Below are 20,685 nucleotides of genomic sequence, written 5' to 3'. Positions count from 1 at the left end.
GTGACCACCGACGATCGCGCCTACCCCGGGTGGCGCGACCCCCACCACCCCGCGCCACGCCTCGGGAGACCGTACGTGACTTCGCAGGAGATCCCGCTGCACGGCGGAAACGTGAGCACCGTGGTCCGCGTGGGCGACACGGTCCGGCGCAACGCCGGCCCCTGGACCCCCTCGGTGCACGCGCTGCTGCGCCACCTGGAATACGTCGGCTTCACCGGCGCGCCGCGCGCGCTCGGCATGGACGAGCGCAACCGGGAGGTGCTGTCGTACCTGGAGGGGGAGTGCGGGGAGTACCCGCTGGCCCCGCACTGGGTGACCGACGAGGCGCTGGTCACGGTGGCGACCATGCTGCGGATGTTCCATGACGCCCAGTACGGCTTCACCCCGCCGCCCGGCGCGGTGTGGCGCTCGTTCGGCCCGCCCCCGCCGGACACCGAGGTCATCTGCCACCACGACGCCGCGCCGCACAACGTGATCTGGCGCCCGGACGGCACGCTCGGGCTGATCGACTTCGACCTCGCCTCGCCCGGCGCCCGCATCTACGACGTGGCGTACGCGGCCTGGACCTGGGTGCCGATCTTCGCCGACCGGGACTCGATCACGCTCGGCTGGAAGCGTCCCGACCGCCCGCGTCGGCTGCGCCTGTTCGCCGACGCGTACGGGCTGATCCCGCGCGACCGGCACCGGCTCATCCGCACCATCCGCAAGCGCATCGTCGACCACGTCGAGGGCATCCGGCGGATGGCCGCCGCCGGCGAGCCGGCGTTCGTCCGGATCGTGCACAAGGGCCACCTCCGCCGCCCGATGCGGGACCTGCGCCTGCTCGACTACGAGCGGCACCACCTGGAGTACGCGCTGCGCTGAGCAAGATCGGCGTTCTTCACACGCCGGAAACAACCCGTCACGCGTCGGAAATCGAGCGGTGTCGGTGAAGGAAACAGCGGCCTACCAAGCTTCCGCGCAACCGGCGTACGGGCGACGCTGCCCCGGAAGCCGCGAAGGAGGACATTCACCCTTAGGAGGCCAGCGTGCCTGAAGCACCGACGATCGACGGCGGCAACACCGTTTGGCTGCTGGTTTCGACCGCTCTCGTGCTGCTCATGACCCCCGGCCTGGCGCTGTTCTACGGCGGCCTCAACAGGTCCAAGGGCGTGCTCAACATGATGATGATGAGCTTCTCGGCCATCGGGCTCATCTCTGTTCTGTGGTGGTTCTACGGTTTCAGCGTCGCGTTCGGCAGCGACGTCAACGGGCTCTGGGGTGACCCGGGCGCCTACCTCGGCACCAAGACGTTCCTCGCCGAGACCGACCTCTGGGGCGCCACGGCGGACAACCCCAGCGGCATCGGCATCCCGCTCTACGTGTTCATGGCGTTCCAGATGGTCTTCGCGGTGATCACCGTCGCGCTGATCAGCGGCGCCATCTCCGACCGGGCCAAGTTCTCCGGCTGGCTGCTCTTCGCGTTCGGCTGGGCCACCCTGGTCTACTTCCCGGTCGCGCACTGGGTGTGGGGCGGCGGCATCATCGGCGCCAAGCTGCACGCGCTGGACTTCGCCGGCGGCACCGCGGTGCACATCAACGCCGGTGCGGCGGCGCTCGGCGTGGCGCTGGTGCTCGGCAAGCGGGTCGGCTGGCCCCGCGAGGGCATGAAGCCGCACAACATCCCGCTTGTCGCGCTCGGCGCCGGTCTGCTCTGGTTCGGCTGGTTCGGCTTCAACGCCGGCTCCGAGCTGACCGTCGACTCGGTGGCCGGCCTGGCGTTCCTCAACACCCAGCTCGCCACCGCCGCGGCGGTGCTCGGCTGGCTGCTGATCGAGCGGATCAAGGACGGCCGGCCGACCATGGTCGGCGCCTCCTCCGGCGCGGTCGCCGGCCTGGTCGCGATCACCCCGGCCTGCGGTTTCATCGCCCCCTGGGCGGCGGTCCTGCTCGGGCTCGTCGCCGGTGCGGTCTGCGCGCTCGCCATCAGTCTGAAGTACAAGCTCGGCTACGACGACTCGCTCGACGTGGTCGGCGTGCACTTCGTCGGCGGCTGGATCGGCTCGCTCTGGCTCGGGTTCTTCGCCACCAACTCCGTCAACAGCGCGATCGGTGACGTGGTCGGCGCCTCCGACGGCCTGTTCTACGGCGGCGGCGTCACCCAGCTCGGCCGGCAGGCGCTGGCCGGTCTGATCGTCACCGTCTGGTCCGGCGGGGTGGCCTGGCTGCTCGCCTTCGCCATCCAGAAGACGATCGGCTTCCGGGTGTCGGCCGAGGCTGAGGTCGACGGCATCGACGTCGCCGAGCACGCGGAGAGCGCGTACGACCTGTCGCCCACCACGGGCAGCAGCACCAGCGCGTTCGCCCTGGCCGGGATCGGCGGCGGCAAGCCGAGCCCGGAGCCCGCCGACGAGGCGGACCCGTCCACCGCGCCGGTGGGCGAGAAGGTCGCCGGTTAACGTTCCTGGAATGGAGGGGTTGGACATGAAGCTGGTGACCGCGGTCATCAAGCCGTACCAGTTGGACGCGGTGAAGGAGGCCCTGCACGCCCTCGGCGTGGCCGGGCTGACCGTCAGCGAGGTCCAGGGCTACGGCCGGCAGAAGGGGCACACCGAGGTCTACCGGGGTGCGGAGTACACGGTCGAGTTCCTGCCCAAGATCCGGGTCGAGGTGCTCACCGACGAGATGGACGTCGACAAGATCGTGGACGCCATCGTCGGTGCCGCCCGGACCGGCAAGATCGGCGACGGGAAGGTCTGGGTGACAGGCGTCGAGGAGGTCGTCCGGGTGCGTACCGGCGAGCGCGGGCTCGACGCGCTCTGACCACGGAATCCGCCGACGTGACCTCGTTGACCACGGCCACCGCCCCCGGTGGGGACGGCGTGCCCGTGGTCAACGAGGTCGTCGGCCTGCCCGGGGGCGTCGGCGCGGCGGCCCGCTCCGCCCGCGCCGACGCGCTCGACGCCTGGCTGTGCCGGATCTTCCCGGCCCGTCCCGGCGTCGCGCTGGTCGCCGTGGGCGGGCTCGGCCGCCGCCAGTGCGCCCCCTACGGCGACCTCGACCTGGTGCTGCTGCACGCCGGGGTGCCCGGCGTCGACGAGCTGGCCGCCGCGCTCTGGTATCCGATCTGGGACGCCGGCCTGCGGCTGGACCACTCGGTCCGCACCGTCGCCGAGGCGCTCTCGGTGGCCCAGGACGACGTCAAGGTCGCGCTCGGCCTGCTCGACGCGCGGCACGTGGCCGGCGACCCGGCCCTGACCGGGCAACTCGCCCGCACCGCCACCGACCACTGGCGGCGCACCGCGATCCGGCAGCTCCCCGGGCTGCGCGAGCTCACCGCGGCCCGCTGGGAGGCCCACGGCGAGCTGGCCTTCCTGCTCGAGGGCGACCTCAAGGAGGCCGCCGGCGGGCTGCGCGACGTCGGCATCCTGCGCGCCATCGCCACCGCCGGCGTCACCGACGCGCTGCGTCCCGCCGTGCACGCCGCGCACCGGCGGCTGCTGGACACCCGGGACGCCCTGCACCGACAGGTCGGCCGCCGGGTCGACCGCCTGGTCGCCCAGGAACGCGACGGCGTGGCGAAGCTCCTCGGCGTCGACGACGGCGACGCGCTGCTGCGGCTGACCGCCGGCGACGCGCGGACCGTCCGCCACGCCCTCGACGACGCCTGGCGGGCCGCCGACCGGCTCCGCTCCGGGCGGCAGCGCGCCGCCTCGGGCCGGCCGGTGCGCCGCCCGGTCGCCCGGGACGTCGTCGAGCAGGACGGCGAGCTGGTGCTCGCCCGGACCGCCATCGGGGCCCGCCCCGACCCCAGCCTGTCGCTGCGGGTGGCCGCCGCGGCGGCCACCACCCGGCTGCCCATCGCACGCGCCACCTGCGAGTGGCTGGCCGCGTACTGCCCGCCGCTGCCCGCGCCCTGGCCGCCGACCGCCCGGGCCGCGCTGACCACCCTGCTCGGCGCGGGTCCCGGCCTGATGCCCGCCTGGGAAACCTGCGACCGGTACGGGCTGATCGACGGCTGGCTGCCCGAGTGGACCCGGATGCGCAGCCTGCCCCAGCACAACCCGGTGCACCGGTTCACCCTCGACCGGCACCTGGTGCAGACCGCGTACGAGGCCAGCCGGCACGCCCGCGACGTGGAACGACCGGACCTGCTGCTGCTCGGCGCGTTCCTGCACGACATCGGCAAGGGACTGCCTGGCGACCACTCGACAGTCGGGGCGCCGCTGGCCGAGGCGGTGGCCACCCGGATCGGGCTGCCCCCGGCCGAGGCGGCGCTGATCGGCACGCTGGTCCGGCTGCACCTGCTGCTGCCCGAGGTGGCCACCCGGCGGGACCTGTCCGACCCGAAGACCATCGCCGGTGTCGCCGAGCGGGTCGGCGACACCGGCACGCTGGAACTGCTGCACGCCCTGGTCCGGGCGGACGCCGCCGCCACCGGCCCGGCCGCCTGGTCCGGCTGGAAGGGTCGGCTGATCGCCGAGCTGGTCGCCCGGGTGCGCACCACGCTGGACACCGGCGTGGTGCCCGCCCCGCCGGCCCCCGACCCGGCGCTGGTCGCCGGCCCGCTGCCGGTCGTACACCTGGGGGAGGACCGGGTGTCGGTGGCCGCGGCCGACCGGCGCGGGCTGCTCGCCACGGTGGCCGGGTGCCTGGCCCTGCACCGGCTGGAAGTGATCTCCGCGGACGCCGCCACGGTGGACGGCCGGGCCCTGGTCGAGTGCCGGGTGCAGCCGCGCTACGGGCTCGCCCCCGACCCGATCGCGCTCAGCGCCGACCTGCGCCGTGCGGTGGCCGGCGACGTCTCGGTCACCCAGCGGCTGCGCGGCCGGGCGCTCGCCGCCCGCAGCGGGGGCGCCGCGGCCCGCGTGGTCTGGCACCGGGAGGCGGCCACCGACGCGGTGCTGCTGGAGCTGCGCGCGGCGGACGCGGCCGGCCTGCTCTACCGGGTCGCCTGCGCGCTCGACGAGGCCGGCGCCCAGGTGCGCGCCGCCCGGATCGCCACCCTCGGCGGCGACGTGGTGGACACGTTCTACCTGGTCGGCGCCGGGTTGCCGGATGAGCAGCGGGCCCGCGTCGAGGCCGCCGTGCTCGCCGCCGTGTGAGGAAGGGCCCCGGCTGACGCCTCCGGCAGAGGCGGGGCCCCGCTCGACACCTCGAAGCTACGCCCGCTGACGTACGCCGGGAGCCGCCGACGGGACGACGTGCCGGGGGCCGGGCGGCGGGACGCTCGGGGCATGAACCTGCCAGTGCAGACCGAAGGGCTCACCAAACGGTACGGCGGCCTGACCGCCGTACGGAATCTCGACCTGACCGTGCGGGCCGGCGAGGTGTACGGCTTCCTCGGCCCCAACGGGGCCGGCAAGACCACCACGCTGCGCATGCTGCTCGGCCTGGTCCGGCCCAGCGCCGGCACGGTGCGGCTGCTCGGCCGCACGCCCGGCGCCGGCCGGCTCACCGGCGTCGGCGCGCTGATCGAGGGGCCGGCCTTCTACCCGTACCTGTCCGGCCGGGACAACCTGCGGGTGCTGGCCCGCTACGCCGGCGTCGGCGCGGACCGGGTCGCGGCGGTGCTCGACCTGGTCGACCTCGCCGACCGGGCGGGCGACCGGTACGTCGGCTACTCGTTGGGCATGAAGCAGCGGCTCGGGGTGGCCGCCGCGCTACTGAAGGACCCACGCCTGCTGATCCTGGACGAGCCCACGAACGGCCTGGACCCGGCCGGCATGGCGGACATGCGGACGCTGATCCGGCGGCTCGGCGCGGCCGGGTCGACGGTGCTGGTCTCCAGTCACCTGCTCGGCGAGGTCGAGCAGGTCTGCGACCGGGTCGGGGTGATCGCCCGTGGCGCGCTGGTGGCCGAGGGCGGCGTCGACGAGCTGCGCGGCGCGGCCGGGTTGCGGCTGCTCGCCGACCCGCTGGACGAGGCGGCGAGCCGCGTCCGGGAACTCGTCGGCGCGGACCGGGTACGCGTCGTCGACGGCGGGCTGGAACTGGCGGTCGAGCCGGAGCGGGCGGCCTGGCTGAACGCCGAGCTGGTCGGCGCCGGGCTCGCCGTGCGCGAGCTGCGGCCCCGCGAGCGGGACCTGGAGCAGGTCTTCTTCGACCTGGTGGAGAGAGGAACGGCCGATGTCGCGTAGTTTCCGCGCCGAACTGGTCAAGCTGGTCCGGCGGCCGGCCGCCTGGCTGCTGCTGGCCATCACCCTGGCGCTGTCGCTGATCTTCACCTACCTCTTCCCGTACGCCGGGGCGGCCGGTGGCGCCGACGGCCCGAACACGGACCGGGCGCTGCCCGCCATGTTCCCCGACCACCTGGTCGGCAACTCGCTCGGCGGACTGCCGGTCTTCCTCGGCGCGATCCTGCTGATCCTCGGCGTGCTCACGGTGGGCGGCGAGTACGGCTGGGGCACCTGGAAGACCGTGCTCACCCAGGGGCCTTCCCGGCTCGAGGTGTACGCCGGCAAGCTGCTCGCCCTCGCGCTCGCCGCGCTGGCCGTGGTGCTCGCCGTGTTCGCGGTGGGCGCGGTGGCCGCCGTGCTCATCGCGACCGCCGAGGCGCAGCCGGTGCGCTGGCCGTCGGCCGGTGACCTGCTGACCGGTGTCGGCGCGGGGTGGCTCATCGCGACGATGTGGGCGATGCTCGGTGCCGTGCTCGCGGTCGCGTTGCGCGCGGTGGCGCTGCCGGTCGGGCTGGGTCTGGTGTGGATGCTCGCCGTGCAGAACCTGCTCGCCGCGATCGCCGCCCCGCTCGTCGACTGGGTGGCGACCGCCCAGCGGGGGCTGCCGGGCCCGAACGCCGGGGCACTGGCGGCGGCGCTGGGCGCGCCCGGGGACACCCCGGGAGTGGCGGCCACCGTCGGCGGCGGGCAGGCGGCCGTGGTGGTGTGCGCGTACCTGCTGGGTTTCGCGGCGCTCGGCGCGGCGTTGCTGCGTCGGCGGGACATCGGCTGAGCGGGGACGGGGAGTGGACGTGGAGCGCGGGCGCGGTGACCGGCGGCGGTGGCTGCTCGACGGGCTGCTCGCCCTGGCGCTGCTGGTGATCGGGCTGGTCGGCACCGCGCCGGCCGGCCTGAACCAGGGCGTGCACGCCGGGCCGGTCGCCTACCCGCCGGTCGTGGTGGCGGCGCTCGCGGTGGCGGTGCGCCGACGCTTTCCGCTGCCCGCCCTGGCCGTGGTCGCCGCCGCGACCACCGCGTACCTGATGCTCGGTCAGCCGTACGGCCCGATCCTGCTGTCCTTCTTCGTCGCGGTCTACGCGGTGGCCGCGCACCGGCCGGTCCGGACCGCGGGGGTGGCCGGCGTGGTCGCGCTGGCGGCGCTCGTGGGCTACGTGTTCGTCGGCGTGCGCCCGCCCGGCCCGGTCGGTCTGATGCCGGTCGCCGCCTGGGTGGTGGTGCCGTTCGCGGTCGGGGTCACCGTGCGGCTGAGCCGGGAGGCCGCCGCCCGGAGCCGGACCGACGAGGCACGCCGGTTGGCCGACGCGGAGCGGCTGCGGGTGGCCCGGGAGGTGCACGACGTGGTGGGCCACGGGCTCGCCGCGATCCACCTCCAGGCCGAGGTCGCGCTGCACCTGCTGGCCCGCCGGCCCGAGCAGGCCGAGGCGGCGCTCACCGCGATCAGCCGGACCAGCAAGGAGGCGCTCGACGAGTTACGGGTCACGCTCACCGTGGTCCGCCGCGAGGAGGTGACCGACGAGCGCGCGCCGGTGCCGGGGCTGGCGCAGCTCGGGCACCTGCGGGAGCGGCTGGCCGGCGCCGGGGTGCCGGTCACCGTCGAGGCCACCGGGGAACCGCGCCCGCTGCCGGTGGCGGTGGACCTGGCCGCCTACCGGGTGGCGCAGGAGGCGCTGACCAACGTGCTGCGCCACGCCGGTGCGGCCACCGCCGCGGTCCGCGTCGGGTACGCGCCGGGCGCGGTCACCGTCGAGGTCACCGACACCGGCCGGGGCGGGCCCGCGCCGGCGGGCCGACCCGCCGGCTCCGGCCTGGCCGGCATGCGCGAACGGGTCACCGCGCTCGGCGGTACGTTCGACGCCGGGCCGGCCGCGTCCGGCGGTTTCCGGGTGCACGCCACGCTGCCCACGCGGGAGGTCACATGATCCGGGTGCTGCTCGCCGACGACCAGGACCTGGTCCGGATCGGCCTGCGCGCGCTGGTGGAGAGCGAGGACGACCTGACCGTCGTCGGGGAGGCCGCGGACGGGCTCGCCGCCGTGGCGATGGCCCGCCGGGAACGCCCGGACGTGGTGCTGATGGACGTGCGGATGCCCGGTGTGGACGGCATCGAGGCGACCCGCCGGATCGTCGGCGATCCGGCGTTGGCGGCCACCCGGGTGGTGGTGCTGACCACGTTCGAGCTGGACGAGTACGTCTTCGACGCGCTCCGGCACGGCGCCAGCGGTTTCCTCACCAAGGACACCCGCCCGGTGGAGCTGCTGCGGGCGATCCGCCTGGTCGCCGAGGGGGAGGCGCTGCTGTCCCCGTCGGTGACCCGCCGGGTGGTCCGGGAGTTCGCCACCCGACCGGCCCGGGTGCCGCGCCCGCATCCCCGGCTCGACGCGTTGACCGACCGGGAACGTGAGGTGGTGGGGCTGGTCGGCGAGGGGTTGAGCAACGCCGGGATCGCCGAGCGGTTGGTGGTCAGTCCGGCGACCGCGCGTACCCACGTCAGCCGGGCCATGGTGAAGCTGGGCGCCCGGGACCGGGCCCAGTTGGTGGTCTTCGCGTACCAGTCGGGCCTGGTCGTCTCCTGACCCTGCGGCCGGGTCGGAGCGGGGGTGCGGGCGGCGGGCTACCCTAACGGTGGGCTGGACAGCCGGCCCCGGCCGCACTGTGCCCGCCGATGACGACAAACGGGATGTTCGCGTGTTTGACACCTTGAGTGACCGCCTGTCCGGGATCTTCACCAAGCTCCGCGGCAAGGGGCGGCTCACCGACGCCGACATCGACGCCACCGCACGCGAGATCCGGATGGCGCTGCTGGAGGCCGACGTCGCCCTGCCGGTGGTCAAGGGCTTCATCGCGAACGTCAAGGAGCGGGCCCGCGGGTCCGAGGTCTCCCAGGCGCTCAACCCCGCGCAGCAGATCGTCAAGATCGTCAACGAGGAGCTGATCAACGTCCTCGGCGGCGAGGGGCGGCGGCTCCAGTTCGCCAAGAACCCGCCGACCGTGATCATGCTGGCCGGCCTCCAGGGCTCCGGCAAGACCACCCTCGCCGGCAAGCTGGCCCGCTGGCTCAAGGGCCAGGGCCACCAGCCGCTGCTGGTCGCCGCCGACCTCCAGCGCCCGAACGCCGTCGGGCAGCTCCAGGTGCTCGGCGGCCGGGCCGGCGTCGAGGTGTACGCGCCGGCGCCCGGCAACGGCGTCGGTGACCCGGTGCAGGTGGCCCGCGACTCGATCGAGCACGCCCGCCGCGCCGCCCGCGACATCGTCATCGTGGACACCGCCGGCCGGCTCGGCATCGACGCGGAGATGATGCGGCAGGCCGCGGACATCCGCGACGCCGTCCAGCCGGACGAGGTCATCTTCGTCATCGACGCCATGGTCGGTCAGGACGCGGTCCGTACCGCCGAGGCGTTCCGCGACGGCGTCGGCATCACCGGTGTGGTCCTCTCCAAGCTCGACGGTGACGCCCGCGGTGGTGCCGCGCTCTCCGTCCGGGAGGTCACCGGCCAGCCGATCCTGTTCGCCTCCACCGGCGAGAAGCTGGAGGACTTCGACGTCTTCCACCCCGACCGGATGGCCAGCCGCATCCTCGGCATGGGCGACGTCCTCACGCTGATCGAGCAGGCCGAGGCGGCCTTCGACTCCGATCAGAAGGAGAAGATGACCGCCAAGCTGATGGGCGGGGAGACCTTCACGCTGGAGGACTTCCTCGATCAGCTCATCGCGGTCCGGCGGATGGGGCCGATCGCCAACGTGCTGGCCATGATGCCCGGCATGGGGCAGATGAAGGACCAGATCGCCGAGCTGGACGACAAGCACTTCGACCGGGTCACCGCGATCATCCGGTCGATGACGCCTGTCGAGCGCACCAACCCGAAGATCATCAACGGTTCCCGTCGGGCCCGTATCGCCAACGGCTCCGGCGTCACCGTGATGGACGTCAACCAACTGCTCAACCGCTTCGCCGACGCGCAGAAGATGATGAAGCAGATGGGCGGCATGATGGGCCTGCCCGGCGGCGGCCGGCGCAAGGCGACCAAGTCGCCGAAGAACAAGCGCAAGGGCACGAAGGGCGGCGGCGGTCGGCCGCGTACCGGCGCCGGGATGCCGGGCGGCTTCCCCGGCGGCATGCCGCAGCTCCCGCCGGGCCTGGACCCGGGTGACCTGGCCGGCGGCCAGGGCCTGCCGCCCGGCTTCAAGCTGCCGAAGATCGACTTCAACAAGCTCGGCAAGGGCGGGGACAAGGGCCCGCGCTGACGCGTGTCGGTGACGGTGGGCGACGTCGACCTGCTGGCCGGCGAGGGCGAGGGATCGGGTAGGACTGTGCCCATGGCTCTGCATGTGCGCGGTGTGTTCCTTCCCGACGACGAGGTCCGGGACGTCTGGCTGGTCGGCGACCGGGTCACCTTCGAACCGGTGCCCGACGCCGAGACGGTGGCCGACGGCGGCTTCGTCCTACCCGGCCTGACCGATGCGCACTGCCACATCGGCATCGCCCGGGGCGGCGCGCCGATCACCGGCCTCGACCAGGCGCGGGAGCTGGCCCGGATCGACCGGGACGCGGGCGTGCTGGCGATCCGGGACGCCGGCTCGCCGTACCCGTACCCGGAGTTGGAGGACGAGCCGGAACTGCCGCGACTGGCCCGCGCCGGCCGCCACGTCGCGCCGCCCAGGCGCTACCTGCGCGACATCGGCGTGGAGGTCGACGCGGCGGAGGTGGCCGCCACCGTGGCCGCGCAGGCCGCCGCCGGCAACGGCTGGGTCAAGCTGGTCGGCGACTGGATCGACAGGGGCGTGGGCGACCTGGCGCCGGCCTGGGACGCCGACACCATGACCGCGGCGGTCGCCGCCGCGCACGCCGCCGGGGTGCGCGCCGCGGTGCACACGTTCTCCGAGTCGGCCGTGGAGATCATGGTGCGGGCCGGCGTGGACTCGGTGGAGCACGGCACCGGGCTGAGCGTCGACCTGATCGACCTGATGGCCCGGCAGGGCACCGCGCTGGTCCCCACGATGATCAACATCCGGACGTTCGGCCACATCGCGGAGCAGGCCCGACCCAAGTTCCCCGGGTACGCCGACCACATGCTCACCCTGCGCGACCGCTTCCCCGACGTGGTACGCGCCGCGCACGAGGCCGGCGTGCCGATCTACGTGGGCACCGACGCGGGCGGCGGCATCGACCACGGGCTCGCGGCCGAGGAGATGCTGCTGCTGCACGAGCAGGCCGGCATGTCCGCCGAGGACGTGCTGGCCGCCGCCTCCTGGCGGGCCCGGGAGTGGCTCGGCTTCCCCGGCCTGGTCGAGGGCGGCCTCGCCGACCTGGTGGTCTACGCCGAGGATCCGCGCCGCGACCTGCGGGTCGTCCGGACACCCCGCCGGATCGTGCTGCGCGGCCGGGTAATCCACTGACCGCGACCCCGCTGTTCCCGCCGCTGTTCCCGAGCTCGCTGATTCACGAGCTCGCTGATTCACGGAAAGAGTGCTTATTCCGCGTCGAATGGCCACGCTTTCCGTGAATCAGGCCCCGGCGTGGGGGTGGGGTGGCGTGGGGGTGGCGTGGCGTGGTGGTGGCGGCTCAGCGCGGTGGGGCGGCGGCCAGGAAGAGGTGGACGGCCAGGTCGGCCAGCTTGCCGGCGGTCTCGTCCACCGGGGCCCGGGGCAGCACGATGTGGCTCACCACCAGGCGCACCACGCTGTCCGCCGCGAACGCCAGCGCCGCCGGGTCGGCGTCGGGCAGGTGGCAACCGGCCCACTCCCGCAGCGCCGTGGTCGACTCGGTGAGCACCAGCTCGGAGCGGGTGGTCAGGTAGGGCAGCAGCTCGTCCGAGCCGCCCCGGGCGCTGGTCAGGATCGCCTTGACCAGCGGGTTGTCGGCGGCGGCGGCGAGCGTGCGGCGGATCGCCGCGTACGCCGCCGCGCGCACGTCGGCGCCGTGCTCGCCGAGCGCGGCCCGGACGTCGCCGACGAAGCGGTCCACCTCGCGTCGGGCCAGCGCCTCGGCCAGGCCGGCTTTGGTGCCGAACTCGTTGTAGACCGTCTGCCGGCTGACGCCGGCGGCCTCGGCCACCGCGCCCATCCGTACGCCGTCCCAGCCGCAGGCCACGGTCTGCGCCCGGGCGGCCTCCACGATCGCGTTCCGTGCCTCACCCATCGACGTCGAAGTCTACGGCCGCGGGGGCGACACGGCGCGGGTCGGCTCCCCGGCGCAGCGGCGACCCGCGCGACGCATAGGATGTGCGGTCATGGCACGCGTGCTCACTCCCCGTGCGGAGGACTTTCCCCGCTGGTACCAGGACCTGATCGCCAAGGCGAAGCTGGCCGACAACGGCCCGGTTCGGGGCACCATGGTCATCCGACCGGCCGGCTACGCCATCTGGGAGCGGATGCAGGCCGAGATGGACGCCCGGATCAAGGCGGCCGGCGCGGAGAACGCGTACTTCCCGCTCTTCATCCCGGAGAGCTACCTCAAGCGCGAGGCCGAGCACGTCGAGGGCTTCTCGCCGGAGCTGGCCGTGGTCACCCACGGCGGCGGCAAGCAGCTCGCCGAGCCGGTGGTGGTGCGCCCCACCAGCGAGACGGTCATCGGCGAGTTCATGGCCAAGTGGATCGACTCGTACCGGGACCTGCCGCTGCTGCTCAACCAGTGGGCGAACGTGGTCCGGTGGGAGCTGCGCCCGCGGATCTTCCTGCGCACCAGCGAGTTCCTCTGGCAGGAGGGGCACACCGCGCACGCGACGCGGGAGGACGCCCGCGCCTACGCGCGGCGGATCCTGCACGAGGCGTACGAGGATCTGATGGTCAACGTGCTGGGCATCCCGGTGGTGGTCGGCCTGAAGACCGCCCGGGAGCGCTTCGCCGGCGCCACCGCCACGTACACGTGCGAGGGCATGATGGGCGACGGCAAGGCGCTCCAGCTCGGCACCAGCCACGAGCTGGGCCAGAACTTCGCCAAGGCGTTCGACATCAGCTACTCGTCGGCCGAGGGCGGCCGGGAGCACGCGTGGACCACCTCCTGGGGCACCTCGACCCGGATGCTCGGTGGCCTGATCATGTGCCACGGCGACGACAACGGGCTGCGGGTGCCGCCGAAGCTGGCGCCGGTCCAGGCGTACGTGATGATCGTCAAGGACGGCGAGGGCGTGGGCGAGGCGGCGGCCAAGCTGCGTGACGCGCTGCGCGACGCCGGCGTGCGGGTGGCGCTCGACGACCGGACCGACACCGCGTTCGGCCGCCGCGCCGTCGACGCGGAGCTGCGCGGCTACCCGGTCCGCGTCGAGGTCGGCCCGCGCGACCTGGCCGCCGGCAACGCGGTGGTGGTCCGGCGTACGGACGGCTCGAAGGCTCCCACGCCGGTGGCCGACGTGGTCGGCGCGGTGCTGGCCGCGCTGGAGGCCGACCAGCGGGCGCTGCACGACCAGGCGCTGGAGTTCCGCCGGTCCCGCACCGTCGACGTGTCGACGCTGGCCGAGGCGATCGAGGCCTCCGCCACCGGTTGGGCGCGCGTGCCGTGGTCGGCGGTCGGCGTCGAGGGCGAGGCCGAGGCGAACGGCCAGGGCGTCACGGTGCGCTGCCTGCTCCGCGCCGACGGCTCGGTGCCCGACTCCGAGGACGAGCCGGATCTGGTGGCCGTCCTCGCCCGCGCCTACTGAGGGTGTAAGGAAGGGCCCCCTCCTAACGCATTCGGTAGAGGCGGGGGCCCTGCTCAACAAGTCAGGGAATGGTGAGCGTGCGCTTCGAACCCGGCCGGTTGGTACTGCACCGCAACGTGCGGCACGGACGGATCGGGTGGGTGCGGACGGCCCGCGTGGTCGCCGACGACGAGCGCGGGCTGCTGCTCTGGGTGCCCCGCGACGCGCCGGTGGCGCACGAGGTGACCGCCGCCGGGCTGGGCATGCGCGCGGTGCCGTTCACCGAGTGGATCACCTCGTCGTACCGGCTGGCGGTCGGCACCTGGAACGGGCCGCCGGTGCTCAAGTTCCTGCCCGCCGGCGCCGACCACTCGGTGTGGTGGTTCTCCGACGAGCGGGGCCGGTTCAAGAACTGGTACGTCAACCTGGAGGAGTCCGGCGTCCGCTGGGACGACGGCGCGGTGGCCGGGGTCGACATGGTGGACCAGGATCTCGACGTGGTGGTCCACCCGGACCTGACCTGGGAGTGGAAGGACGAGGACGAGTTCGCCGAGCGGCTCGCCTTCCCGGAGTACTACTGGGTGACCGACGAGAAGGCGGTGCGCGCGGAGGGCGAGCGGGTGATCCGGATCGCCGAGGCGGGCGAGTTCCCGTTCGACGGGACGTGGCACGACTTCACGCCGCCCGCGGAGTGGGACGTTCCGGACGAGCTGCCGCCCGGCTGGGACCGCCCGCCGGCACGCTGACCGCGTGTCCTTCGTCACGGACCGCCCGGTCCGGGACGCGCGGCCCGGGTCCGGTGCGAGCGTTCCGGGTCGGATCTGGCAGAATGGTCCGCTGGTATCCGGCACGCGTCAGGCGCCCTCTAACCCGGGCGCGTCGCCAGTTCACCGAGCAGTCTCCGGCCCAAACCCCACTGTGCCGGTCGGCGCTCACCCGCCACACCGCCCGCACGGGCCGGTGAGATCGCAACAGGAGCGAAACAACTGTGGCCGTAAAGATCCGGCTCCTGCGGATGGGCAAGATCCGCAACCCGCAGTACCGCATCGTCGTCGCCGACTCGCGCACCAAGCGTGACGGTCGCGCGATCGAGTTCGTCGGTGTGTACCAGCCGAAGGAAGACCCTTCGGTGATCGAGGTCCGGTCGGAGCGGGTCCAGTACTGGCTGTCGGTCGGCGCTCAGCCGAGCGAGGCCGTGCAGCGTCTGCTGGAGCTGACCGGTGACTGGCAGAAGTTCAAGGGCCTGCCGGCCCCGCCGCCGCTGAAGGTCGCCCCGGAGCGGGCCGACCGCAAGGCGGCGTACGAGGCCGAGGCCAAGGCCGCCGCCGGCGTGGCGGACACCCCGGCCAAGCCGGCCAAGAAGGCCGCCAAGACGGAGGCCGCGAAGCCCGAGGCCGAGGCGCCGAAGGCGGAGGAGCCGAAGGCCGAGGCGCAGACCGGCGCCGAGTCCGGCGAGCAGGCCTGACATGGCGCTGCGTCCCGCCCTGGAGCACCTGGTCAAGGGGATCGTCGACCACCCGGACGACGTCCGGGTGCGGATGGTCGATTCCCGTCGGGGCAAGCGGCTCGAGGTCCGCGTGCACCCGGAGGATCTCGGCACGGTGATCGGGCGGTCCGGACGGACCGCCAAGGCACTGCGCCAGGTGATCGGCTCCATCGGCGGACGTGGAGTACGCGTCGACATCGTCGACTCGTACTGATGCTTCTCGTCGTCGGCCGGATCGGCAAACCGCACGGCATCCGCGGTGAGGTCACCGTGGAGGTGCGGACCGATGAGCCCGAAGCACGGTTCGCCCCCGGTTCGGTACTGGTTACCGAGCCGGGGGTGGTGCCGGCCGAGCCCGGCGCCTGGCGGGTGCCGCCGACGCTGACCGTGGAGTCGGCGCGCTGGCACCAGGGCCGTCTGCTGGTCGTGTTCTCCGGCGTCCTGGGTCGCGACGTCGCCGAGGCGCTGCGCAACACGCTTGTCGGCGTGGACAGCGCCGACGTCGCCGAGCCGGCTGACCCGGAGGAGTTCCACGACCACCAGTTGGTCGGGCTCGCCGTGGTCACCCGGGACGGGGAGCGGCTCGGCGAGGTGGACCGCATCGACCACGCCCCCGCCTCCGACCTGTTGGTGGTGCGGCGTCCGGCGGGGCAGCCCGTCCTCGTTCCGTTCGTCAAGGCGATCGTGCCCGAGGTGGATCTCGCCGGCGGCCGTGTCGTCGTCGACCTGCCCGGCGGTTTGCTCGACCTCTAGCTGGAGCCACCGCATGCGCGTCGACATCGTGTCGATCTTCCCGGAGTACTTCGCCCCGCTGGACCTCTCGCTGATCGGCAAGGCCCGTGCGAACGGGCTGCTGCGGCTGGCCGTACACGATCTGCGGACCTGGACCCACGACGTGCACCGCACGGTGGACGACACGCCCTACGGCGGCGGTCCCGGCATGGTCATGCGGCCGGAGCCGTGGGGTGAGGCGCTGGACGCGCTGGCCCCCGACGAGCTGAGCCCGGACGGCCATACGCTGCCCCGGCTGCTCGTCCCGTCGCCGGCCGGCGTCCCGTTCACGCAGGCGATGGCGCACCGGTTGGCCACCGAGTCGCACCTGCTCTTCGCCTGCGGCCGGTACGAGGGCATCGACCAGCGGGTGCTCGACCACGCGGCGACCCGGATGCCGGTGACCGAGGTCTCGCTCGGCGACTACGTGCTGTTCGGCGGCGAGGTGGCCGTGCTGGTCATCCTGGAGGCGGTCACCCGGCTGCTGCCCGGGGTGCTCGGCAACGCCGGTTCGCTGGACGAGGAGTCGCACGCGCACGGGCTGCTGGAGGCCCCGCTCTACACGAAGCCGGCGACCTGGCGCGACCTCGACGTGCCGGAGGTGCTCCGTTCCGGCGACCACGCCCGGATCGCCCGCTGGCGACGCGACGAGGCGCTGCGACGGACGGCGGCCCGCCGCCCCGACATGGTCGGCGCGCTCGCCCCGGAGCGCCTGGACCAGCGGGACCGGGCGGCGCTGGACCGGGGTGGGTTTCAGCCTTCCGCGGGGCATGTGGCAAAGTAGAGGGGTTGCCGCATCCGTCCACGCCGTGGGCGGCTGCGAGGACCCCCGACCGGGGTCGGCGTCGCCGGCCACCGCCCGGGGGTCAGAATCACCCGTTCGCGCATCGACTGACGATGCGCCGTGAGCCTCACGAGGACGCAGCGATGAACATCCTGGACGCCCTTGACGCCCAGTCGAAGCGCGCCGACCTGCCTGACTTCCGTGCCGGTGACACCGTCAAGGTGCACGCGCGGGTCGTCGAGGGCAGCCGGTCCCGGGTCCAGATCTTCCAGGGCGTGGTCATCCGTCGCCAGGGTGACGGCCTGCGCGAGACCTTCTCGGTCCGCAAGATCAGCTTCGGCGTCGGCGTGGAGCGCACCTACCCGCTGAACAGCCCGGGCATCGACCGGATCGAGATCGTGACCCGCGGTGACGTGCGGCGCGCCAAGCTCTACTACCTGCGCGAGCTGCGGGGCAAGAAGGCCAAGATCAAGGAGCTGCGGGAGAAGCAGCCGACGAACTGAACCACTGTTCGCCACGCCGCCCGAGCTGTGCGGATGTCGTATCGACCGGAGCGCATTACGCTGGTCGGTACGGGCGCAGCCGGACGGCGCGAAGCGGTCCACTGCCGCCCGTGGGGTCTTCGAGGAGACTCCCGGGCGGTAGTGTCGTTTTCGCGGCGAACCGGAGAGTGGCATGGTGCAGATGCTTGACGAGGACGGCACCGTCGATCCCTGGCGCCGGCGGGCCCGGCGTTCCCGGCGGCAGATGCCGCTCTGGCAGGAGCTGCCGCTGCTGCTCGTCGTGGCGTTCTGCCTCGCGGTGCTGATCCGCACGTTCCTGCTCCAGGCCTTCTTCATCCCGTCCGGGTCGATGGAGAACACGCTGCTCATCGGCGACCGGGTGCTGGTCAACAAGGTCGTCTACGACATGCGCGACCCGGTCCGCGGCGAGGTCGTGGTGTTCCGGGGCACGGACCGCTGGGTCGCCCAGGAGACGCCGGCCCCGCCGACCAACCTCGCCGGCAAGGTCGGCCGCACGCTCGGCGACCTCGTCGGGGTCAGCCGCCCCGGCGAGAAGGACTTCATCAAGCGCGTCATCGGGGTGCCCGGCGACAAGGTCTGGTGCTGCGACAAGGGCCGCGTGGTGGTCAACGGCACGCCGCTGGAGGAGCAGGCGTACGTCTCCGAGGACTCCCCGGTGGACCTCCCACCCAATCCGAAGGAGTGCCGCTCCCGGCAGTTCACCGAGGTGGTGGTGCCGCCGGGGCAGATCTTCGTGATGGGCGACCACCGGCTGGTGTCGCAGGACGCCCGCTGCCAGGGGCCGGTGCCGATCGACAACGTGGTCGGCCGGGCCTTCATGATCGTCTGGCCGTCGCAGCGGTGGACCAGCCTGCCCGTGCCGGAGACGTTCGCGGGCCTGCCCCGCGCGGAGGCCGCGCCGGCCCGGCCGGTCCCGGTCGATCCCGACCCGCTGGGGGGAGTCGTCCTGATCCTTCCGGTCACGGCCACGCTGGCCGTTCTCCCGGGTTCGGGGCGACCGCGCCGCACCGGTGGACGTAGGCTCCTCCCGTGATTGACGAGCAGACCGAAAAGCCGCGCAGCTCCTTCTGGAAGGAGCTGCCCATCCTCCTGGGTGTGGCGATCCTGGTCGCAGTGCTGGTTCGTGCCTTCGTGCTGCAGACCTTCTTCATCCCGTCCCCGTCCATGGAGAACACTCTCGCGATCGACGATCGGGTGCTGGTCAACAAGCTGGTCTACGACTTCCGCTCGCCGCACCGGGGTGAGGTGATCGTCTTCAAGGCGCCCACCGAGTGGAGCGGCAACCCCGACGGCGAGGACTTCATCAAGCGGGTGATCGGCGTCGGTGGCGACCACGTGGTCTGCTGCGACCGCACCGGCGGCCAGGAGCGGCTGGTCATCAACGGCAAGCCGATCGACGAGCCGTTCGTCTTCCCCGGCAACAAGCCCGCCGACCAGGACTTCGACATCACCGTGCCGAAGGGTCGGCTGTGGGTGATGGGCGACCACCGGGAGGCCTCCGGCGACTCGCTGGAGCACTGGCAGCAGTCCGGTGAGGACATCACCGAGGCCACCATCCCGGAGGGCGAGGTCGTCGGCCGGGCCTTCACCATCTTCTGGCCGGTCGACCGGGCCACCTGGCTCACCGTGCCCAAGCAGTTCGACGGCATTCCCAATCCCTGACCGGAGCGCGTGGTCGTTCGTCGGAGGCGTCTGGCAGGCTGGTGCGGTGACCGTCTACACCCCTCGTCGCGCGGCCCGGGTGCTGCTGATCGACGCCGACGACCGGGTGCTGCTGTTCGAGGGCAGCGATCCGGGTCGGCCGGGGCACCGCTACTGGTTCACCCCCGGCGGTGGGCTCGACCCGGGGGAGACCCCGGCGCAGGGCGCGGCGCGGGAGTTGGCCGAGGAGACCGGCCTCCGGCTCACCCCGACCGAGCTGGGCGCGCCGATCTGGTCCGAGACCGTCGAGTTCCCGTTCGACGGCGTCTGGTACCGCCAGGAGCAGGAGTTCTTCCTCGTCCGGGTGCCCGGCTGGGCGGTCGACACCGCCGGCTTCAACGAGGTCGAGCGGGCCAGCGTGCACGGGCACCGCTGGTGGGTGGTGACCGAGCTGGCCACCTCCACCGAGCGCTACTACCCGCCCGACCTGCCCGACCGGCTCGGCCCGGTGCTGGCCGGGGGTGCCGGGTGTTGACCCCGCCGCGCACCGTGGTGCGCCGGGACGGTGGCCTCTACGCGTTGGAGCGGGCGCTGCAACGGCGGGGCTTCCGGCACGTGGCGGGCGCCGACGAGGCCGGCCGGGGCGCCTGCGCCGGGCCGCTGGTGGCCGCCGCCGCGGTGTTGCCCGAGGGGCGGCGCGGCGAGATCGACGAGCTGGCCGACTCGAAGCTGCTCACCCCGGCGGCCCGCGAGCGGGTCTACCACGAGGTGGTGGCCCGCGCCCTGGCGTACGCCGTGGTGATCATCCCGGCCGAGGAGGTCGACGCGCGCGGGCTGCACGTGTGCAACCTGGCGGCGATGCGCCGGGCGCTCGCCTCGCTCGACACCCGCCCGGACTACGTGCTGACCGACGGCTTCGGGGTGGACGGGCTCGACGTGCCGGGGCTGGCGGTCTGGAAGGGGGACCGGGTGGCTGCCTGTGTCGCGGCGGCGAGCGTGCTCGCCAAGGTCACCCGGGACCGCCTCATGGTGGAGCTGGACGGGAGCTTCCCCGGCTACGGTTTCGCCGAGCACAAGGGGTACATCACCGCCGAGCACAGCGCGGCGCTGCGGGAGCGGGGGCCCTGCCGGGAACACCGTTTCTCGTACGTGAACGTGGCGGCCGTCTCCGGGCGGGACGGCCGGCCGCCGCGGGCCCGCCGGCCGTCCGCCGGGGAGCCCGGCATGACGCTGCCCGGGGCGTCCACCGGGCGGCGGGACGAGCCGATGGAGTACTCCGGCGCGCCAGGGGGTACCGTCGGCGTGGCGTTGGGCGAGCAGCCTCGACCTCCGGCGTCGGTGGGGGAAGATGTGGTCATGGAAGGCGGAGTGCGATGAGCGCGGAAGATCTCGAGAAGTACGAGACCGAGATGGAGCTGCAGCTCTACCGGGAGTACCGCGACATTGTCCGCCAGTTCTCCTACGTGGTGGAGACCGAGCGCCGTTTCTACCTGGCCAATCAGGTGGACCTGCACGTCCGCAACTCCGACGGTGAGGTCTACTTCGAGGTCGAGATGCACGACGCCTGGGTGTGGGACATGTACCGCCCTGCCCGGTTCGTCAAGAACGTCCGAGTAATGACGTTCAAGGACGTCAATGTGGAAGAGCTCGAAAAGCCCGACATCTCGCTTCCCGCAGATTCCGGCTTCGGCGGCTGAGTCGGGCGGGCC

Annotated in this window: 23 protein-coding genes; 22 read left to right on the top strand and 1 reads right to left on the bottom strand. The window is 73.3% G+C overall.

Going from position 1 to position 20,685, the window contains the following annotated elements:
• From VKK44_RS21460 to VKK44_RS21415, 10 genes are all read left to right on the top strand, one after another.
• Nucleotides 1–864 (top strand): aminoglycoside phosphotransferase family protein, encoded by an 864-nt coding sequence (locus VKK44_RS21460; protein ID WP_343442988.1) that lies wholly within the window; start codon nt 1–3, stop codon nt 862–864.
• 164 nt (nt 865–1,028) lie between these two features.
• The gene (locus tag VKK44_RS21455; RefSeq protein WP_343442986.1) at nt 1,029–2,438 is read left to right on the top strand and encodes an ammonium transporter; all 1,410 of its coding nucleotides are present in this window, start codon (nt 1,029–1,031) and stop codon (nt 2,436–2,438) included.
• A 25-nt stretch (nt 2,439–2,463) separates the two neighbouring features.
• The gene (locus VKK44_RS21450; protein WP_013284578.1) at nt 2,464–2,802 is read left to right on the top strand and encodes a P-II family nitrogen regulator; all 339 of its coding nucleotides are present in this window, start codon (nt 2,464–2,466) and stop codon (nt 2,800–2,802) included.
• 17 nt (nt 2,803–2,819) lie between these two features.
• Complete coding sequence (locus VKK44_RS21445) at nt 2,820–5,084, top strand: [protein-PII] uridylyltransferase (protein ID WP_343442984.1); 2,265 nt, start codon at nt 2,820–2,822, stop codon at nt 5,082–5,084.
• Nucleotides 5,085–5,216: 132 nt separating this feature from the next.
• Nucleotides 5,217–6,119, top strand: a complete 903-nt coding sequence (locus VKK44_RS21440; RefSeq protein WP_343442982.1) for an ABC transporter ATP-binding protein — start codon at nt 5,217–5,219, stop codon at nt 6,117–6,119.
• Nucleotides 6,109–6,930, top strand: a complete 822-nt coding sequence (locus tag VKK44_RS21435; RefSeq protein WP_343442981.1) for an ABC transporter permease — start codon at nt 6,109–6,111, stop codon at nt 6,928–6,930. The genes VKK44_RS21440 and VKK44_RS21435 overlap by 11 nt, the downstream gene beginning before the upstream one ends.
• Nucleotides 6,931–6,949: 19 nt before the next feature.
• On the top strand, nt 6,950–8,077 hold the full coding sequence (locus VKK44_RS21430; RefSeq protein WP_343442980.1) for a sensor histidine kinase: 1,128 nt from the start codon (nt 6,950–6,952) through the stop codon (nt 8,075–8,077).
• Nucleotides 8,074–8,730 carry a response regulator transcription factor gene (locus tag VKK44_RS21425; RefSeq protein ID WP_343442978.1) on the top strand — a complete coding sequence of 219 codons (657 nt, stop codon included), beginning with the start codon at nt 8,074–8,076 and terminating at the stop codon, nt 8,728–8,730. The genes VKK44_RS21430 and VKK44_RS21425 overlap by 4 nt, the downstream gene beginning before the upstream one ends.
• Nucleotides 8,731–8,842: 112 nt before the next feature.
• Entirely contained in the window at nt 8,843–10,399 is a 1,557-nt protein-coding gene (gene ffh / locus VKK44_RS21420; protein WP_343442977.1) for a signal recognition particle protein, read from the top strand.
• A gap of 72 nt (nt 10,400–10,471) precedes the next feature.
• Nucleotides 10,472–11,551 carry an amidohydrolase family protein gene (locus VKK44_RS21415; protein WP_343442976.1) on the top strand — a complete coding sequence of 360 codons (1,080 nt, stop codon included), beginning with the start codon at nt 10,472–10,474 and terminating at the stop codon, nt 11,549–11,551.
• 166 nt (nt 11,552–11,717) lie between these two features.
• On the opposite strand, the gene VKK44_RS21410 is transcribed toward VKK44_RS21415, so the two are convergent.
• Nucleotides 11,718–12,293, bottom strand: a complete 576-nt coding sequence (locus VKK44_RS21410; protein ID WP_343442975.1) for a TetR/AcrR family transcriptional regulator — start codon at nt 12,291–12,293, stop codon at nt 11,718–11,720.
• 91 nt (nt 12,294–12,384) lie between these two features.
• Between VKK44_RS21410 and proS the strand changes: the two genes are divergently transcribed.
• The 12 genes from proS (at nt 12,385) to VKK44_RS21350 (ending at nt 20,673) form a co-directional block, all read left to right on the top strand.
• On the top strand, nt 12,385–13,791 hold the full coding sequence (gene proS / locus VKK44_RS21405) for a proline--tRNA ligase (RefSeq protein WP_343442973.1): 1,407 nt from the start codon (nt 12,385–12,387) through the stop codon (nt 13,789–13,791).
• Nucleotides 13,792–13,868: 77 nt separating this feature from the next.
• Nucleotides 13,869–14,516, top strand: coding sequence for a DUF402 domain-containing protein (locus tag VKK44_RS21400; RefSeq protein WP_343442972.1), 648 nt, complete (start codon nt 13,869–13,871; stop codon nt 14,514–14,516).
• A 242-nt stretch (nt 14,517–14,758) separates the two neighbouring features.
• Nucleotides 14,759–15,235, top strand: a complete 477-nt coding sequence (rpsP, locus tag VKK44_RS21395; protein ID WP_107155951.1) for a 30S ribosomal protein S16 — start codon at nt 14,759–14,761, stop codon at nt 15,233–15,235.
• A 1-nt stretch (nt 15,236) separates the two neighbouring features.
• Complete coding sequence (locus VKK44_RS21390; protein ID WP_013732101.1) at nt 15,237–15,470, top strand: RNA-binding protein; 234 nt, start codon at nt 15,237–15,239, stop codon at nt 15,468–15,470.
• On the top strand, nt 15,470–16,009 hold the full coding sequence (gene rimM, locus VKK44_RS21385; RefSeq protein WP_343442971.1) for a ribosome maturation factor RimM: 540 nt from the start codon (nt 15,470–15,472) through the stop codon (nt 16,007–16,009). The genes VKK44_RS21390 and rimM overlap by 1 nt, the downstream gene beginning before the upstream one ends.
• Before the next feature lie 13 nt (nt 16,010–16,022).
• Nucleotides 16,023–16,811: a tRNA (guanosine(37)-N1)-methyltransferase TrmD gene (gene trmD / locus VKK44_RS21380; RefSeq protein ID WP_343442970.1), complete on the top strand. Its 789-nt coding sequence runs from the start codon at nt 16,023–16,025 to the stop codon at nt 16,809–16,811.
• A 143-nt stretch (nt 16,812–16,954) separates the two neighbouring features.
• Nucleotides 16,955–17,314, top strand: a complete 360-nt coding sequence (rplS, locus tag VKK44_RS21375) for a 50S ribosomal protein L19 (RefSeq protein WP_343442969.1) — start codon at nt 16,955–16,957, stop codon at nt 17,312–17,314.
• A 172-nt stretch (nt 17,315–17,486) separates the two neighbouring features.
• Nucleotides 17,487–18,368, top strand: a complete 882-nt coding sequence (gene lepB, locus VKK44_RS21370) for a signal peptidase I (RefSeq protein WP_343442968.1) — start codon at nt 17,487–17,489, stop codon at nt 18,366–18,368.
• Nucleotides 18,365–18,997: a signal peptidase I gene (lepB, locus tag VKK44_RS21365; protein WP_343442967.1), complete on the top strand. Its 633-nt coding sequence runs from the start codon at nt 18,365–18,367 to the stop codon at nt 18,995–18,997. Before lepB (VKK44_RS21370) ends, lepB (VKK44_RS21365) begins: the two co-directional genes overlap by 4 nt.
• A 46-nt stretch (nt 18,998–19,043) precedes the next feature.
• Nucleotides 19,044–19,511: an NUDIX hydrolase gene (locus VKK44_RS21360; RefSeq protein ID WP_343442966.1), complete on the top strand. Its 468-nt coding sequence runs from the start codon at nt 19,044–19,046 to the stop codon at nt 19,509–19,511.
• Nucleotides 19,505–20,353 carry a ribonuclease HII gene (locus VKK44_RS21355; RefSeq protein ID WP_343442964.1) on the top strand — a complete coding sequence of 283 codons (849 nt, stop codon included), beginning with the start codon at nt 19,505–19,507 and terminating at the stop codon, nt 20,351–20,353. Before VKK44_RS21360 ends, VKK44_RS21355 begins: the two co-directional genes overlap by 7 nt.
• Nucleotides 20,350–20,673 carry a DUF2469 domain-containing protein gene (locus VKK44_RS21350; RefSeq protein WP_007075222.1) on the top strand — a complete coding sequence of 108 codons (324 nt, stop codon included), beginning with the start codon at nt 20,350–20,352 and terminating at the stop codon, nt 20,671–20,673. Before VKK44_RS21355 ends, VKK44_RS21350 begins: the two co-directional genes overlap by 4 nt.
• The last annotated feature ends 12 nt before the right edge of the window (nt 20,674–20,685 follow it).

The sequence above is a fragment of the Micromonospora sp. DSM 45708 genome (assembly GCF_039566955.1).
Classification (GTDB): Bacteria; Actinomycetota; Actinomycetes; order Mycobacteriales; family Micromonosporaceae; genus Micromonospora.
This window is presented reverse-complemented; position numbering and strand designations above follow the sequence as displayed.

What these genes read in the sequence shown, in the direction of transcription:
- VKK44_RS21440 (WP_343442982.1), top strand. Translation starts at nt 5,217, where the DNA reads ATGAACCTGCCAGTGCAGACCGAAGGGCTCACCAAACGGTACGGCGGC.
- VKK44_RS21415 (WP_343442976.1), top strand. Translation starts at nt 10,472, where the DNA reads ATGGCTCTGCATGTGCGCGGTGTGTTCCTTCCCGACGACGAGGTCCGG.
- VKK44_RS21435 (WP_343442981.1), top strand. Translation starts at nt 6,109, where the DNA reads ATGTCGCGTAGTTTCCGCGCCGAACTGGTCAAGCTGGTCCGGCGGCCG.
- rimM (WP_343442971.1), top strand. Translation starts at nt 15,470, where the DNA reads ATGCTTCTCGTCGTCGGCCGGATCGGCAAACCGCACGGCATCCGCGGT.
- VKK44_RS21390 (WP_013732101.1), top strand. Translation starts at nt 15,237, where the DNA reads ATGGCGCTGCGTCCCGCCCTGGAGCACCTGGTCAAGGGGATCGTCGAC.
- VKK44_RS21425 (WP_343442978.1), top strand. Translation starts at nt 8,074, where the DNA reads ATGATCCGGGTGCTGCTCGCCGACGACCAGGACCTGGTCCGGATCGGC.
- trmD (WP_343442970.1), top strand. Translation starts at nt 16,023, where the DNA reads ATGCGCGTCGACATCGTGTCGATCTTCCCGGAGTACTTCGCCCCGCTG.
- VKK44_RS21350 (WP_007075222.1), top strand. Translation starts at nt 20,350, where the DNA reads ATGAGCGCGGAAGATCTCGAGAAGTACGAGACCGAGATGGAGCTGCAG.
- rplS (WP_343442969.1), top strand. Translation starts at nt 16,955, where the DNA reads ATGAACATCCTGGACGCCCTTGACGCCCAGTCGAAGCGCGCCGACCTG.
- VKK44_RS21410 (WP_343442975.1), bottom strand. Translation starts at nt 12,293, where the DNA reads ATGGGTGAGGCACGGAACGCGATCGTGGAGGCCGCCCGGGCGCAGACC.
- lepB (WP_343442968.1), top strand. Translation starts at nt 17,487, where the DNA reads ATGGTGCAGATGCTTGACGAGGACGGCACCGTCGATCCCTGGCGCCGG.
- VKK44_RS21450 (WP_013284578.1), top strand. Translation starts at nt 2,464, where the DNA reads ATGAAGCTGGTGACCGCGGTCATCAAGCCGTACCAGTTGGACGCGGTG.
- proS (WP_343442973.1), top strand. Translation starts at nt 12,385, where the DNA reads ATGGCACGCGTGCTCACTCCCCGTGCGGAGGACTTTCCCCGCTGGTAC.